This is a genomic window from Deltaproteobacteria bacterium, from assembly GCA_016930875.1.
Taxonomy (GTDB): Bacteria; Desulfobacterota; Desulfobacteria; order Desulfobacterales.
In genome coordinates this window covers 1-14,136 of record JAFGFW010000048.1, presented here as the reverse complement: position 1 = coordinate 14,136, position 14,136 = coordinate 1, and the positions used below count along the sequence as shown (strand labels likewise).

Below are 14,136 nucleotides of genomic sequence, written 5' to 3'. Positions count from 1 at the left end.
TTGATGAGATGGAACCGGGGCGACGATGAGGCCCTGCAGATCCTTGAAGGCCAGGTTTCTACTAAGAAAGTCCGTGTAGGAGATCAGGAAGAGTTTGTCAAAGAGTTCAAATTCAAGGACCCTCGTGAACTCGCCTTAAAAGCCATGGGTGAGATCCGGGGTCAACTCAAATTGCAATTGGAAATATTCCAGGCCCTTTTCGATATGCGAGCGGTTGAGGAATTTCAACAAGAGGTTTTGGCGGCAATAGGAGACGCGAGTCCGGATGTTCGAAGTGCAATCATTGGTAAGCTCAATCAAAGACGGGCTATACGATCAACTGTTAAGTTCAGTTAGCCAGCAGTTTAGCTTAGGGGATAGTCAGGCCTTCAGCGCCTACCAGGACAATCCTGTGGGCTTCGGCGAAGATATCCTGGGGGAAACCTATACCGACGAGGTTAAGGCCCTCATGGAGTCTGTCAGGGACCATCCTGTGACGCTTGCGAAGAGTCCGAATGCAACCGGCAAGACGCACTCGGCGGCCCGGATTGCCGTCTGGTGGTTTAAGGCTTTTCCGGATAGCCAGGTGTACACGGCGGCTGCTCCTCCCGAAAGCAATTTGAAAAGGTTGTTGTGGGGTGAAATCGGAGGTATTACCGAAAGGCATCCCGAGCTTTTCGAGTCCGATAATCTTACGACCCTTCACATTGCCAGGTCTGCGCAGTCTTTTCTCACCGGCGTAACTATTCCGATGTCTGGAACTGAGGCTCAAAGGGAGGCCAAGTTTTCCGGCAAGCACAGTCCGCACCTGCTTTTTATCGTGGACGAAGCCGACGCGGTCCCTGACGAGATTTTCAAGGGTATCGAGAGCTGTATGAGTGGCGGTCATGCACGGTTGTTGATAATCTATAACCCGAGGGCCGAGGCAGGCGAAGCGTACAGAATGGAACGAGACAACAGGGGGAACGTGGTTCAATTATCGGTTTTCAATCATCCGAATGTAGTGACCGGCGAGGATAAGATCCCCGGAGCCGTGACCAGGGGGACGACTGTTAGGCGAATTAACGAGTGGTGCAGACCTTTAGTTGACGGGGAGACACCGGACAGCGAGTGTTTTGAACTGCCTCAATTTCTGGAAGGCGCGATAGGCAAGAGCCAAAGCGGGCAGGAATATCCCCCATTAAAAGCCGGATTCTACAAGATCATGGAACCCGCGTTTTCCTACATGGTCTTGGGCGAGTATCCCGCCAAAGGCGCGCAACAACTTATCAGTAAAGACTGGATGGCAAAGGCCCGGTCAAGATGGGATGTCTACGTTGCCAAGTACGGAGAGGTCCCGCCTGAGGGGGCAAGCGCGATCATGGGGCAGGATGTTGGCGAATTTGGGACAGACGCTAATGTGGCTTGTTTCCGTTATGGAGGCTATGTCGAGCAACTAGTCCCTTGGGCCGGAGTCGATACGATTCAAACCGGGGACCGTGCCGTAAGTCAGTATAGAAGTAGACGCACTTTACGCGCAAACGTAGACGCCACGGGTGTTGGCGCGGGTGTTGCGCCTCACATGCAACGCGAGGGTTGCTCTGCATTTTCCGTGAAGGTTGCATCCAAACCCACGGAAACGACGGAGCTTGGCGAATTTCAGATCCTTAGGGATCAGTTGTGGTGGGCGTGTAGGGAATGGCTAAGGGCAGACCCGTCTGCCATGCTCCCACCGGATGAACTGTTGCTTGAGGAACTCAAAATCCCGACCTACGAAGTCATGGGCGGCAAGGTCAGGGTTATGAAGAAGGATACTATGCGGGAGTTGTTGAAGCGTTCACCGGACAGGGCCGATGCACTCTGTTTGACTTTTTTCGAACCTGATTTGCTGTTTCCAGACCTGTAAGGGGGACCCATGCAAGAATACAATGTTATCAAAACCGAGTTGACTCAAAAAGGTATTATCGTTCACAAGATAGCTGAAGGTGACGAATTAAAAACTGTACACTATTCGGCTGTTCGTTGTGGGCTTTCATGGCCGTCAACTGAGGCTTCAGGGTTCTACGTGATCTTGGCTGAAGAGTACGTCGACCAGACTCGTTTTGAAGGGCAGAAACGACCAAGAGGAAAACTGCGATTCCTCAAAGAACGGGAACATCCGAGTGTGTTTCTGGATAAGTTATTTGTCAATTTGACTGACGATTGTGCGCTCTTTCACTGCGGGACGGTCTATAGCGATCTTGATGTCACCCGCGAAAAAGACGCCGAATTTTATCGTGAATGGACATACGAGAAGAAAATCATCCACGGTAAAGCTCTGGAAGAGGCTCCGTATTTTGATAACTTCGCGTTAGGGCTTTCCTTAATCCGTCGCTGGGTAAGTGATGGACTCCTGGAACTTCCTGAGGACAGCATAACCCGCAAACAACTTAAAAATATCACAAAAGCCGACGTCGATACCTTACCACCGGCGAGGGTTCACGCCATTAACGCGCTGCGTTTTGTGGTAGCAGCGTATCACAAGTACCCCCCCGGCCCGTTCATGCCATACACGCCGACACGTAAGAAAAGGCCGAGAACTAGCACATGGTAGCTATTAACACAATACTTCACAAGGAGGAAAAAGAACATGGAAAATGCAAGCGCAGTAGAGACAGAAACCGTGGCAACCCCTGATATCGTATTACAGGAGGACGCCCCACAAAATGAATCTGGCAAGTCGTTGTTTGGCGAGGTTGCTCCCACAGAAGCGGAGTTGACGGGCCTGGAACCGCCTCAGAAGGAGGTCAAGTCCTCTACTGAAACCAAGGACGAAAAGCCTCCAGAGGGTTACGTCCCTCATGCAGCACTTCACGAGGAACACGTTAAGCGGGAGGAGTTAACTGAGCACGTCCGAGTCCTGCAAGAAAAAATCTCCAAAATGGAAGCTGAAGAGCAGGAGCCGGAAGAAGAGACTTTCCAAATCTTATCCGACGAGGAGTTTGACGAGCTGGCCGAGGAAGACCCGGTTGAGGCCGTCAAGTACGAACGTGCCCTGAAAAAACACCTGGATGAGGAAAAGGCGAAAGAGGCTGAAGGCCAAGCCCGGCAAAGGCGACTACAGCAGGACACCAAGATCGTTACGCAGAGCTTTGAGCGCATGGAAAAGGCCGTGCCCGGCATTCACGAGGAAGGCAACACTGTCAATCAGGAACTCAGCCAGTTTGCGATTGATAACGGCTTTGAACCTGACTTCCTTCAGGCAATGACCGCACCGGGGACTTTGATACTGCCTCCGGGTGCAAAACGTGCTGTGCTGTTAGGTGACGGCGCTGCGGGGCTTGTGGAAATGATCGCGAAGTTTCACAAGGCGACGAAGGGCCAAAACACAAAGGTTTCCACGCGAAGTGCTGAGACATCCGAAAAAGGAGGTAGCATTGCTACTGGTTCAGAAATTGAATATGGCAAGATGAGCCAAGCGGAAAAAGATAGGTTTTTGGGCAAGGAGGGATAAAATGGACATTGAAAAGATGCAAAAACACATTGCTGATCTTGACTATGCCCTGTCTATGCAGGTCTTGAGGCCAGAAGAGCACATCCTCTTATCGACGGCGCGAGATAGGTTTTCTAGATATTTGGAGGCAGCGCAAAAGCAGCAAGCGGTTGAGGCTCTTAAGCGCAGGACGTGGCAGGAAGCGGAACGCCGAACCCCTGGCCCGTTTCTCGGGGAGGGCAGGTTGCGGATTCCACGGTTTGAATATCCACGGAAGTTCAGCCATGCAGGGCCGGAAGTTATCCTGCCTAATGAGCTTGAAACGCCCCCGACGAGCGAGATCAGGGACTTCGTGCCGAACACCTCTTATGGGGACCGGATCAGCGCCACTCCCGACCAGCTTATGTGGCTACGGGAGAAAAACCGTCGTGGGCAGCGTCGTATATGAACAGTAACAAAAGACAACAGGAGGCATATCATGGGCTTTTGGGCAGCTGCACTACCTGTTTTAAAACAAATCGGAATGGCAGTTGCAACCGACCAGGCAAAGAAACTGACTGAGGGATTAGGGGAGAAAATGCTTGGGGGGTTAAAGGGTGGTGCGGGAAGTAATACAGGCACGAAGACAATTATTCCCCTTCATACATCATCTAACAGGCAACCAAGCGGAGGCATGGACCCACTTCTTGAGATGCAGTTCCGCCGGGAAATCATGAAGAAGGAGTTGGAAGACCTGGAACGTAGACGCAGGCTTGCCGATTGGACAAGGAGAATCTATGCCAGCATGGGCATGTCTATGTCATAAATCTGAAACGGGCTGAAAAGGACGAACATTTTAAAGGTAAGTGCGCGTGTCAGCAGATCGCTGAACGGCAACGAACCCCGTCAACCCTTTGGCGTGATCTTGGCTATGAGTCTGAAGAAGCGTACATGGTTTGGATTAAGCGGATATCCTCACGGGATACGCCACTATTTCAGTGTAAGGGGTGATAGGGGCTTTTGCGGCAAATACGATCAACGAGACTTGGACGGTTTTTTCTTGGCCTTGTGCCAGTCAATACCGTAGTGGTCTTTGAGGTATTGGATCACACAGTTTGTGACAAAAGAGGATAGGGTTCGGGATTCTTTCTCTGCAATCTCCTGAATAAGTTTCTTGAGCTTCTGGTCAACTTTGAAAGAGATCATCGTGAGCATTTTCCTTTCATATCAAAAATTGAGTTTTAACAAAAGAAAAAGGTTGACTTTTTTGAAATAGGGTCGTACCATGTCATACACAGGCTGACACGGTCTTATTGAAAAGTCAACACCTAATCCAAATCCACCACGATGACACAACAAACTGACATAATTAAACCCTGGGAGCCCGGCTTGGGGGGCGGCTGTGGTGGCCGTTGGATTCTCTCAGGGTTCTTTTTTGGCTCCTGCACGTTGCCTATTGCGAGCGCCTTGACCGCTTGCAAGGGGACGTGTGGGGGCTTTTTTTATTTTGGAGGATAAAACATGAAACAGAGAAATGAGATCGTTTTCGGTCAGGGCGGGTGGAGAAACTTAAAAACGCTTCACATAAGATGGAGTATAACATGGCCTCCGTTTTCCAGCCTATTCCCGATCAACGACGACACGGTTAATGCTATAGCTGACCATATGAAACAGTACGGATATGACAAGTCACAGCCGATCATCTTGTGGCACGATCTTTTTCACAATATGGATGTCGTAATTGATGGAAATACCCGTGTCCGGGCTGCTCAAAAGGCAGGTCTGCCAAAGGTATGGACTGTTATGGCCAACTTCCCTGATCAAGCTACAGCCCTTGAGTATGCAATCCACAACCAGAGGGACCGGCGCAACCTCACAGACGGGGACCTGCTCAGGTGCATCAAAGCTGTGGATGAGAGAAAGCCCCAAGGCCAAAGGACGGACCTAGCGTCAAGTGACGCTAAGTTAGGCAAGTCCTCTGAGGTAACGGCAAAGATTGTCGGTACATCTCCCCGGAAGGTTGAGAAAGCCCGGACTCTCCTGGACTATGGCGACGAACAGACAAAGCAGACGGTCCTTGACGGCAAGAAGTCCATACATGCTGCTGCAAAGGAGACGCAGGAGAAGCGGAAAGGTGTCCGACGGTCAAAGCCTTTGCCTGAAGACCAGCCCGTAGATGAACATTTTAGAAGGGCGTTGAGGGCTTTTTTGGGGGCTATTACAGATGCTAAAGGTTCTAAATGGAAAACGACTTCAAAAGAAGCCGCCTTGCATCATGTTGATGTGCTCTACGATGTAATCAACATTGGATAACTACTAGGCCATGACCATGCTCGTACAGGCGCTTAGAAGTAGCTCAGACGCACTCAGGGGACGCACAGGAGGCCGCAGGGCTTGCGATCTCCTGAAAGGGTATAGTCAGGTATAGGTGGAACAGGCAAGCAGGCCGGAAGGGGGATGAGGCGAGTCTATGGAATTGACGCAATTAGAACTAGTACAACTTATAGCGCAAGTCGAGGAAGCAACCCTGAAACGTAAAAACAAGCTATTGGATGGGGAAACATTAGACCTGTGGAACAGGCTTGAGAAAGGAGGTTTAGGGGTACGGGGTAAGGCCAGAATGGGAAGCACTTGATATCGATATCAAGTGCTTATTCAAAGGTGATTTTGAATTTAAGAATATGAAAGGGGGAAATCATGGAAGAAGCAGATAAAAAGATGTTGCCGGGGGTTGTGTATCGAGACTTGGAAAAGGCCGAGAGCACGCTTTACATGCTGCGGGACTCCTGCGAGGCCGTAAGCATAGCCGATAACCGGCTTGACGTTAGCGAAGCATGGTTTGAAGGTGTGCAAAATCTCTGCCATGACGCGGGGATGGCTGTTACTGAGGCCCTGAATTATTTCACACAAGAAGAAACGCAAGAGATAGAGGCTGAGGACCCGGAAACCATAGACGATTGAAAAGGGGGAACATCATGGAACAATATATCATCGAAGCTGCTGATAGGCTTCAAGTGCCTCCAATTACCTTGGAGGCATTCACAGAGGAACAAATCGCTATCGTGGAGGGCGTTTTGAAAGACTTTAAGTCACCTAACCCAAAACATAAGGCCATGCTGGAAGCTATGTTTTGCAAGAACAAGCAAGCCTCCGAAGCACAGTCGAATGATATATCTTCAGGGACCTAGAAAGGGGGCAAGATGGACGATCAGATAGTAAGGCTTGACAAAATTAAATACGAAAAGGACAGCTTCCTTACGGATCTTAACCTATGGGGTGTTCGTCCCTTAATAACGATGATCAATGCCGCGATTTTGAACCTGGATGAGCCGGGGGAGCCAGACCATGATACATTGTTAATGCTCAATTTGATAGGCGAAAGATTACAAGATCTGGCAACTACGATCAATCGGCTCAGTGAAGAAGAAAGAATTATCGAACATTCAAGTAAGGAAGCCTTCGGGCACGACCCGGAAAGTCAGGACCCGAAGGCTTAGAGGCAGAAACCCTAACAGGCATTTACCCCGTACCCCTTGCTAATACAAATTATGAGAAATGTCAACATTACAGGTGGAAACGTCACCATTAACATCTTTGACGGGTGCAGTATCGAGAGTATCCGGATAGGCGGGAAAAGCCTCAAGGAGGCTTGCTCGCCGGAGCTTCTGGTCGCCTTGAAGAACATTGTTCAAGCACTGGAAGCCGATACTTCAGAAAGATGCGAGGAAGACCTTGAGGAAGGGGTGAGAAAAAAGTTGGCCAACTAGGCCAAGAATCCACAACCCTTGAGAATGACACAGGAAAGGAGGCAAAAAACGATCTCTCGATCTCTAAAAAAGGAAATTAAAAAAGCCCTGGAATCAGGTTTGACCATGTCTTGAGTTTGTTCGGAGTCTTGATGAATATGACTCCTGAAAGTTTGTTTGCAGGTCTTGGCCAGAAGTCCAGGGCTTGTGGATATCCCCGCTTGCACCGTGGCTTCACGTATGCCGCAGGGTGTTTGAATGAATAACATGGCCATGCAGGGTTGTCAATAAGAGATATTAACATTATCTATTTGACAGTATTGCCAGTAATGCATATATTGACGTTACCATATACCGAAAGGAGGTAGCGCAATGAAGGTGTTGACAATCAGGATGTCTGATGAGCTTTTAGAGCGGTTGCGAGAACGGGCCGCAATGGAGACTATCAGGCAAAAAAAGAATGTGTCCATGAACACTATGGCCGTGGAGATCCTGGACAAAGGGCTTAAAGCTAAGACGAAAGGACGGTGATTGCTTATGGGGATGATTAGAAAGCGCGAAGGCAAACGCGGCGTATCATGGCAGATTGATTACTTTGACCCTACCGGCAAGCGCGTTAGGCAATCTTTCAAGAAGAAAAAAGAGGCTGTAGACGAGCTTGCAAAGCGTGTAAGCCTGATTGCCGAAAACAGGTACTTGGACGTCAAGAAGGACTACACGACCACCCTGGGGGACCTCCTAGCCAAGTACAAGGAGAATTTCGGGGACCAGACCAGTTACAAGGGATGGAAAGTGTTCTGCATTAAGCGTTTCAAGGATCATTTTGGAGAGAACACCCTGCTCGCCAACATCCAGTTTGTGGACCTTGAAACCTACCACAGCACGTTGAGAAAAACCCTTACAGCACATGGTACGATCCGCAAGGACAGTACCATCAACCGGGAGATGTCCTGCCACCACCATATTTTCACAAAGGCCGTCGAGTGGGATATGATAGAGCGAAACCCGTTTGACAAGGGCAAGTCCCTTCACCTGAAGGAAAACAACCAGCGGCTTAGGTACCTGTCACAGGAAGAGATCGGCAAGCTGCTTCCTGAATGCCACAAGTATCTGAGGCGAGTTGTGGAATGCGCCATCAATACCGGCATGAGGCGCGGTGAGATCCTTGGCCTAAAGTGGTCCGATATCCGTAACGGTCAAATTTATCTGCAAGCCTCTGTGACCAAGACCAAGGAAGCCCGGCAAGTGCCTGTCAATGACGACCTGGCAATGCTGTTCAAGGAGATCCGGAAAGAGCAGCAACTCAGGTCAGGGCATGTGTTTACCTATCGAAAAAGCGAAGACAAACTCAAGAACGCGGAGCCTGTCAGAAAGCGGAAAGGACCGGCTCCTGTGCCCAAGTCTATTATGAACGTCAAAAACAGTTTCAAATCAGCCCTGACACGCGCAGGAATCGAGGACTTTCATTTCCACGACCTGAGACATACCTTTGCAAGCCATTTCATCATGCGCGGTGGGACGATAAAGGAGCTTCAGGAGATCCTGGGCCACAAGACGATACAGATGACCATGCGGTATGCTCATCTATCACAGGAGCACAAAAAGAAAGCGGTCAACCTGTTGAACGGGCTAACCGCTTCCAAAGAAGGTGACTGTCACAAAAGTGTCACAAATTCAGAATCCTCAGTTTTTGCTACCGGCCAAGTATCTGAAATCATTGGTCGGGGCGAGAGGATTTGAACCTCCGGCCCCCTGAACCCCATTCAGGTGCGCTACCAGGCTGCGCTACGCCCCGCCGACCGTTTATATTTTTTTTAACACTTTGCCTCGGCCCTGTCAACATTCATCAATCAGGGATCTTCACTTCGATCAGAAATCTTTACAATCCAGAGGGTTCCGTGCTAACTTAGTTTCCATCCAGAAATGGCCCTTTTCCGCAATCTCGGCGTCAATCTGCGGGATCGCTTGTGCGGCGTACCAATGTACGCCTCCGCGCAACCCCTTGATTTCCTTGACCTTGCGAAAAATTGCTCATTTCTGAATTGGAAACTGACGCTAGTATGAAGAAAAAGATCATAAAACCGCGGTCTCTCCGTGCGGGCGACACCATTGGTATTGCTGCGCCTTCCTCCCCCTTTGATCAGCAGGCTTTTGAGGGCGGGATTCGGGCCCTTGAATCAATGGGCTTTCAGGTAAGGATTCCCGAAAACCTTTTCAGGAAGGAGGGATACCTGGCCGGTACAGACGCAGAACGCGCGGAATTGCTCATGCAACTCTTTTGTGACGACTCGGTAAGGGCAATATTTTGTGCTCGCGGAGGGTTTGGCTCTATGAGACTCCTTCCCCTCCTTGATTTTGAGACGATTCGTGCCCAACCAAAAATACTGGTGGGATTTAGCGATATCACCGCTCTGCTCGTGGCAATTTATGATATGTGCGGTTTACTCACGTTTCACGGACCGGTGGTGACGAGCCTGGCAAAGGGTTCTGAGAAAGCCTTTGCGGCCTTGACGGATGCCATTGCCTCAAACAGACCGCTCATTCTGAAATCCTCTAATCCAGTGGTCCTGAATCCAGGACAGGCATCAGGGCCTGTGGTGGGCGGAAACCTTACCGTCCTGACCCATCTTATCGGCACACCCTATGAGCCTCCTTTTGAGGATCATATTATTTTCTTAGAAGACCGGGCAGAGGCGCCATACCGGATTGATCGTATGCTTTCTCAACTCAGCCTTGGAGGTCATCTTGACGCAGTGGCAGGCGTTCTTCTCGGATCTTTTCAAGACTGTGGCCCCATTGAAGATGTGTATGCCATTGTGAAAGAGGCCTTTCGCCAAAGTGCAGTGCCCATTCTGGCGGGTTTTGACCTGGGGCACGGCGCCGACAACCTCACCGTGCCTGTGGGGCTTCAAGCGGCCATGGATACCGAAGACGGCAGCCTCCGATTTCAGGAGCCTGCTACTTCGGGAAACGGTAATAGTTCACCTGTCAAAAAAACCTTTTGACAGCATTACAGGATAGTTTTGATTCACAAAAATAATATAATCCAGTCCATCCCGTTAATCTTGTCAAGAAAATAGACAGTTGTACTGAAAGTCTTTTGAATCTCGACCATTGTATTTATGAGAACCGTAAAAGATCTGATGAAGCGCGGCGTGGATGAGGGGGTTTTCCCGGGAGCCGCGCTCCTTGTTGCCAGAGAAGGCAGCATTTTGTTTTTGGAGGCGTTTGGCCGTGCCAGACTTTTGCCTGAAAGGCCCATGACGACCGATACGGTCTTTGATCTTGCATCTTTGACCAAGCCGCTGGCTACGGCAGTTTCCGTCATGCTGCTGGTCCAGCAGGGGAGGGTGGACCTGGATCAACCCCTGGGCACGACCGTTGCCGAATTTTCAGATACGGACAAGAAAGACATCAGTATCCGCCAGCTCCTTGCCCATACCTCGGGCCTGCCCGACTATCAACCGTATTATGAAAAGCTGAGAGTACTCCCGCAAAAAGACCGCAAGCGGGCCTTGGAGCATTTACTCCTCTCCGAACCTCGCATCCATGAGCCAGTAACGGTCTGTTTGTACAGCGACCTGGGCTTTATGATCCTCCAGTGGGTCTTCGAGACGGTCACCAACCATTTCCTGGATCGGTTCGTGAAAACATCTGTCTACGGCCCTTTGGGGATTGGGGATCTCTTCTTTAACCCCCTGGGTGAGGGGCCGAACCAGGACCGTCGTGTGTACGCGGCAACCGAAGATTGCCCCTGGCGGGGCAAGATCCTGGATGGCGAGGTCCATGACGACAATGCGTACGCCCTGGGGGGCGTTGCAGGACATGCCGGTCTGTTTGGAACAGCGCAAGCAGTGTTCGGACTGTTGCAGGAGCTTTTAAATGCTTATTCCGGAAAGCCTAACGCCGGTCTATTCCACCGGGATGTGGTTAAAGTTTTTTTTCAGCGCCAGAGTGATGTAGGTAGTTGGGCAATGGGCTTTGACACCCCCACACGGCCGGATTCGAGCAGCGGCAGGTATTTTTCCGATCACAGTGTCGGTCATCTCGGTTTTACGGGCACGTCATTTTGGATGGACCTTGAAAAGGGCGTGATTGTCATTCTCCTTACCAACAGAGTTCACTTGGGCCGGACAAACGAAAAGATCAAGGCCTTTCGGCCGCTGCTTCATGATAGGGTCATGGAGACTATGTTGAAACCTCAGGGTTGATACGACTTGCCCGACAGCTGATGTCAGTCCGGTTCCGGCAACTTCAGTTCCGTTAAAACCGCCCCGATAATCGAAAAAATCGTAAAAACAAAAACCCGCCATAGGCAAGCTGTCGCCAGTTCACCAAACCCAATCGGCCCTTCATGGGCGAGGATGGCCGAGAGAGCCGCATAGAACACGCCGACAGCGCCACCGCAAACAGCCGCTCCGATAATGCGTTTCGCCAGCGTGGCCCCGCGGGCGCCCAAAGTCACTGCAGCGCCACAAAGCAACGGCGCCAGCGCCGCAAGCCACCAGATGTCATTTAAGCCCGGCAATTTTCCGAGATTCTTAACGTAGAAAAAGTCCGCAAGCGCAAATATCCCCAAGCCTGCCGTGGCGCAAAGGGCGATATGCCAGTATCGAGGTTGCATTTGAGCCCGTATTTGGCTCCGCTTGCGCATACGACGCTGTATGGTCAAGGGCCAGTTGTAGAACCAGCAAAAGACCCCGCGTTCGAGCAGAGCCCCCCTTTCGCCAAACACCGGAACCGTGTGAACAGCTTCGGTGGCCCAATGCGCTGCCATGAACTGTGCCAGCGCGGGATAACGATACCCCATCTGGATTGGAAAAGCCAAATAACCTATGTATTTGAAAAAACCAAGAAACACGGCGATATTATAGTCCTTGAAGTTCCGCTCCCTGATGACCAGATAGAGCACGTAAAGCCCTCGAGCCAGCGAACCCGGCGAAATGGGCACAACCTGAAACAGCGCTATGATGCCAAGCCCGATACCCCACGCCTGCACCCTGGGCATCTCGGGATGCATCGCAACATATGCGATCGCAACCACCAAAGAGACAATCTGCGTAACCGGTAACGTGCATACGTGCACTGCAAGACACTTGAGATACTTCTGTATGAACGGCTCGTTAATCTGGGACAGAATAACCCCTGCGTCTTGCTTCATAAGTATTCGTTTTTCCTTGCCTTCTGCTACCATATCGCGAAGCCATTGCTCCCGCAGTTCCCTGTCAAAATAGAGCCGCACAGGCCGAATGGCAAGATGAATCAGGCGCTCCTTGGCATACCGCCAGTCGGTCAAGAATCTGTGAAGCACAGCCGGCAGCACCGAGAGCGGCACATGATAAAAGATAGGCCACACATTTTTTGCCGCCTTAAGGGCATGCTCACCATCGAGTCGGCCTGATCTGTGCCAGCCGATGAGCTTTTCAGCGACTCTTGCCCGTACTGCACGCCGCAGATAATCGAAACTGGTAAGCAGCCCCCGATAATGCTCCCGCCAATTCGGTCGGCCCCAGAGGCGCCTTAAAACCCGGCCCAACAGCGGCAGGAGCCCGATTAAAAAAAAGAGCAACGTCAAAGCTTTGTTGCCCTGCAGTTTTTCCTGGCAACTTTCATCAACAAGATTTCTGACCTTCCAGCCTGTCACTGCGCTGTCAAATATCTGCGACCACAGGCCTCCTGCATAGAAAAGACGAAGATGGTTGTGTGTAATATCCGGGACCGAATCGCGATATACGCGCTCAGCCGCCTTTAACTCCTCCAGCATCCGGCGCATATCGGAGAACTCGTCTTTGTGAGCATCAACGAAGCGTTCCAGCCTCCCGATATCGCCCCGGTCGAATTGCACAAGACTTCCCCGCATAAGCCCCTTGGCTATCAGCTTGAAATCCCCCGGGCTCATGGGCAAGAACGGCAGAAGGGCGAGACCGGCCCGGAAATCGACCGCCACCAATCCTACGGCTGGAGATGTCTCGCTGTCATTTCGTTTCAGACAGTTGGGCTGACTCTTGCAGGTGGACCACTCATACTGCCTGGCGAACTCATGTCCCCCCATGTCATGCAACAGATCAACGAATTCGTGCATGAACTCACGCTTGGCTCGGTATTCCGGTGAGCCAAGACTCCCGGCATCGACTTCACGGCCCCTGGTCCAGCGCTTCAGCAGATCCATGCGCTCATCAACCTCTAAATGCCAAGTCCGTCCATCCACCCACTCGCTTAACTCTCCGCAGCTCCCGAGCTTGTTGTCCGTAAAGGTTGCATATATGTCGACAACCGCCATTTCACTGCCAAACTTGATGTTGGCCCCCCGACGGATGAATTTCTGCCAGAGCGCGCCGGCCCTTGCCGCCGCAGGGTTGACCTGAAGTTGAAACGGACCCTGGAAACCAACCCAGTACAGAGTATTGCGAAACAGGCGTGAGAAACCCGTAGGCGGGACAAGGATCTTTATCGCGTAAACTTTGCCGGCCTCAAGCCCTTCCAGTTGTCCGGACTGGAGATGGACATCCAGAATCCTCACGCGGTATACTTGCCCGGCAAATCCCCCACCCACAAACTTTTCAACAACCAGATGAACCCGTCCCTTGCCCGGCCGGCCTACTCCTGTGACATCGTAGACCAACTCGGCGCCGGGCTCGTAACGCTCAACGCGCATCGGCCTGCGCAGCCCCGCGGCCCGGAACTCGTTCTCAAGTTCCCTGACAACTTCAACAGAGTATTCTGTAGCCATTTTTGCTGCCTAACTGCCTGACAATCTCTCTATGCAGGGTTAGATGTGAGGAGGCAAAGAGGAATTCCTCTTGCACGTCGCCTGACGGGATTCTTGGCGGTCCTGCGAACCTCGACAAGACTATGCTTTGTGCCACAGGACCCGTTTTTTTGATATAAATAATTGTAACCGTTCACAGGTTACATTCATGCCGTACGGAATTGTTTTGAAAGATGAACGTCGAACGTCGAACATCGAACGTCCAACGTCGA

General features: G+C 51.1%; 17 protein-coding genes and 1 tRNA gene. 15 read left to right on the top strand and 3 right to left on the bottom strand.

All coding sequences use genetic code 11. The features are described 5' to 3' along the window. The 6 genes from JW883_05295 to JW883_05270 all read left to right on the top strand — a co-directional run. A partial coding sequence (locus JW883_05295) for a hypothetical protein (protein ID MBN1841682.1) occupies window positions 1-336 on the top strand: 336 nt, incomplete at its 5' end. Continuing rightward, window positions 266-1,864 (top strand): hypothetical protein, encoded by a 1,599-nt coding sequence (locus tag JW883_05290; GenBank protein MBN1841681.1) that lies wholly within the window; start codon window positions 266-268, stop codon window positions 1,862-1,864. The genes JW883_05295 and JW883_05290, both read left to right, overlap by 71 nt. Window positions 1,865-1,873: 9 nt before the next feature. Beyond that, window positions 1,874-2,551 carry a hypothetical protein gene (locus JW883_05285; GenBank protein MBN1841680.1) on the top strand — a complete coding sequence of 226 codons (678 nt, stop codon included), beginning with the start codon at window positions 1,874-1,876 and terminating at the stop codon, window positions 2,549-2,551. Between the two features lie 36 nt (window positions 2,552-2,587). Further along, window positions 2,588-3,451, top strand: a complete 864-nt coding sequence (locus tag JW883_05280) for a hypothetical protein (protein ID MBN1841679.1) — start codon at window positions 2,588-2,590, stop codon at window positions 3,449-3,451. Window position 3,452: 1 nt separating this feature from the next. Then, window positions 3,453-3,878 carry a hypothetical protein gene (locus tag JW883_05275; GenBank protein MBN1841678.1) on the top strand — a complete coding sequence of 142 codons (426 nt, stop codon included), beginning with the start codon at window positions 3,453-3,455 and terminating at the stop codon, window positions 3,876-3,878. 30 nt (window positions 3,879-3,908) lie between these two features. Continuing rightward, window positions 3,909-4,235, top strand: coding sequence for a hypothetical protein (locus JW883_05270; protein MBN1841677.1), 327 nt, complete (start codon window positions 3,909-3,911; stop codon window positions 4,233-4,235). A 209-nt stretch (window positions 4,236-4,444) separates the two neighbouring features. On the opposite strand, the gene JW883_05265 is transcribed toward JW883_05270, so the two are convergent. Then, on the bottom strand, window positions 4,445-4,615 hold the full coding sequence (locus JW883_05265; protein MBN1841676.1) for a hypothetical protein: 171 nt from the start codon (window positions 4,613-4,615) through the stop codon (window positions 4,445-4,447). Window positions 4,616-4,930: 315 nt separating this feature from the next. On the opposite strand from JW883_05265, the gene JW883_05260 reads away from it, so the two are divergent. The 7 genes from JW883_05260 to JW883_05230 all read left to right on the top strand — a co-directional run bounded on the left by JW883_05260 (window position 4,931) and on the right by JW883_05230 (window position 8,895). Further along, window positions 4,931-5,722, top strand: a complete 792-nt coding sequence (locus JW883_05260; protein ID MBN1841675.1) for a hypothetical protein — start codon at window positions 4,931-4,933, stop codon at window positions 5,720-5,722. A 384-nt stretch (window positions 5,723-6,106) separates the two neighbouring features. Further along, window positions 6,107-6,370: a hypothetical protein gene (locus JW883_05255; GenBank protein MBN1841674.1), complete on the top strand. Its 264-nt coding sequence runs from the start codon at window positions 6,107-6,109 to the stop codon at window positions 6,368-6,370. Between the two features lie 14 nt (window positions 6,371-6,384). Next, on the top strand, window positions 6,385-6,597 hold the full coding sequence (locus JW883_05250; GenBank protein MBN1841673.1) for a hypothetical protein: 213 nt from the start codon (window positions 6,385-6,387) through the stop codon (window positions 6,595-6,597). A gap of 12 nt (window positions 6,598-6,609) precedes the next feature. Continuing rightward, window positions 6,610-6,906 (top strand): hypothetical protein, encoded by a 297-nt coding sequence (locus JW883_05245; GenBank protein MBN1841672.1) that lies wholly within the window; start codon window positions 6,610-6,612, stop codon window positions 6,904-6,906. A 51-nt stretch (window positions 6,907-6,957) separates the two neighbouring features. Further along, on the top strand, window positions 6,958-7,176 hold the full coding sequence (locus JW883_05240; protein MBN1841671.1) for a hypothetical protein: 219 nt from the start codon (window positions 6,958-6,960) through the stop codon (window positions 7,174-7,176). 351 nt (window positions 7,177-7,527) lie between these two features. Beyond that, entirely contained in the window at window positions 7,528-7,686 is a 159-nt protein-coding gene (locus JW883_05235) for a hypothetical protein (GenBank protein MBN1841670.1), read from the top strand. Window positions 7,687-7,692: 6 nt separating this feature from the next. Then, entirely contained in the window at window positions 7,693-8,895 is a 1,203-nt protein-coding gene (locus tag JW883_05230; GenBank protein MBN1841669.1) for a site-specific integrase, read from the top strand. On the opposite strand, the gene JW883_05225 is transcribed toward JW883_05230, so the two are convergent. Further along, window positions 8,874-8,950 (bottom strand) — tRNA-Pro (locus JW883_05225). The two genes, JW883_05230 and JW883_05225, sit on opposite strands and share 22 nt — an antisense overlap. A gap of 265 nt (window positions 8,951-9,215) precedes the next feature. Here JW883_05225 and JW883_05220 point away from each other — a divergent pair. Together JW883_05220 and JW883_05215 are read left to right on the top strand one after the other, a co-directional pair. Continuing rightward, window positions 9,216-10,160 (top strand): LD-carboxypeptidase, encoded by a 945-nt coding sequence (locus JW883_05220; GenBank protein ID MBN1841668.1) that lies wholly within the window; start codon window positions 9,216-9,218, stop codon window positions 10,158-10,160. Between the two features lie 117 nt (window positions 10,161-10,277). Continuing rightward, entirely contained in the window at window positions 10,278-11,366 is a 1,089-nt protein-coding gene (locus JW883_05215; protein ID MBN1841667.1) for a serine hydrolase, read from the top strand. A 23-nt stretch (window positions 11,367-11,389) separates the two neighbouring features. Here JW883_05215 and JW883_05210 read toward each other — a convergent pair whose 3' ends face one another. Then, window positions 11,390-13,885 (bottom strand): hypothetical protein, encoded by a 2,496-nt coding sequence (locus tag JW883_05210; protein MBN1841666.1) that lies wholly within the window; start codon window positions 13,883-13,885, stop codon window positions 11,390-11,392. Window positions 13,886-14,136: the final 251 nt, after the last annotated feature.

Coding starts and splice junctions, on each gene's coding strand:
- JW883_05245 (MBN1841672.1), top strand. CDS start 6,610: ATGGACGATCAGATAGTAAGGCTTGACAAAATTAAATACGAAAAGGAC.
- JW883_05265 (MBN1841676.1), bottom strand. CDS start 4,615: ATGATCTCTTTCAAAGTTGACCAGAAGCTCAAGAAACTTATTCAGGAG.
- JW883_05220 (MBN1841668.1), top strand. CDS start 9,216: ATGAAGAAAAAGATCATAAAACCGCGGTCTCTCCGTGCGGGCGACACC.
- JW883_05255 (MBN1841674.1), top strand. CDS start 6,107: ATGGAAGAAGCAGATAAAAAGATGTTGCCGGGGGTTGTGTATCGAGAC.
- JW883_05240 (MBN1841671.1), top strand. CDS start 6,958: ATGAGAAATGTCAACATTACAGGTGGAAACGTCACCATTAACATCTTT.
- JW883_05250 (MBN1841673.1), top strand. CDS start 6,385: ATGGAACAATATATCATCGAAGCTGCTGATAGGCTTCAAGTGCCTCCA.
- JW883_05230 (MBN1841669.1), top strand. CDS start 7,693: ATGGGGATGATTAGAAAGCGCGAAGGCAAACGCGGCGTATCATGGCAG.
- JW883_05210 (MBN1841666.1), bottom strand. CDS start 13,885: ATGGCTACAGAATACTCTGTTGAAGTTGTCAGGGAACTTGAGAACGAG.
- JW883_05280 (MBN1841679.1), top strand. CDS start 2,588: ATGGAAAATGCAAGCGCAGTAGAGACAGAAACCGTGGCAACCCCTGAT.
- JW883_05260 (MBN1841675.1), top strand. CDS start 4,931: ATGAAACAGAGAAATGAGATCGTTTTCGGTCAGGGCGGGTGGAGAAAC.
- JW883_05235 (MBN1841670.1), top strand. CDS start 7,528: ATGAAGGTGTTGACAATCAGGATGTCTGATGAGCTTTTAGAGCGGTTG.
- JW883_05285 (MBN1841680.1), top strand. CDS start 1,874: ATGCAAGAATACAATGTTATCAAAACCGAGTTGACTCAAAAAGGTATT.
- JW883_05290 (MBN1841681.1), top strand. CDS start 266: ATGTTCGAAGTGCAATCATTGGTAAGCTCAATCAAAGACGGGCTATAC.
- JW883_05215 (MBN1841667.1), top strand. CDS start 10,278: ATGAGAACCGTAAAAGATCTGATGAAGCGCGGCGTGGATGAGGGGGTT.
- JW883_05270 (MBN1841677.1), top strand. CDS start 3,909: ATGGGCTTTTGGGCAGCTGCACTACCTGTTTTAAAACAAATCGGAATG.
- JW883_05275 (MBN1841678.1), top strand. CDS start 3,453: ATGGACATTGAAAAGATGCAAAAACACATTGCTGATCTTGACTATGCC.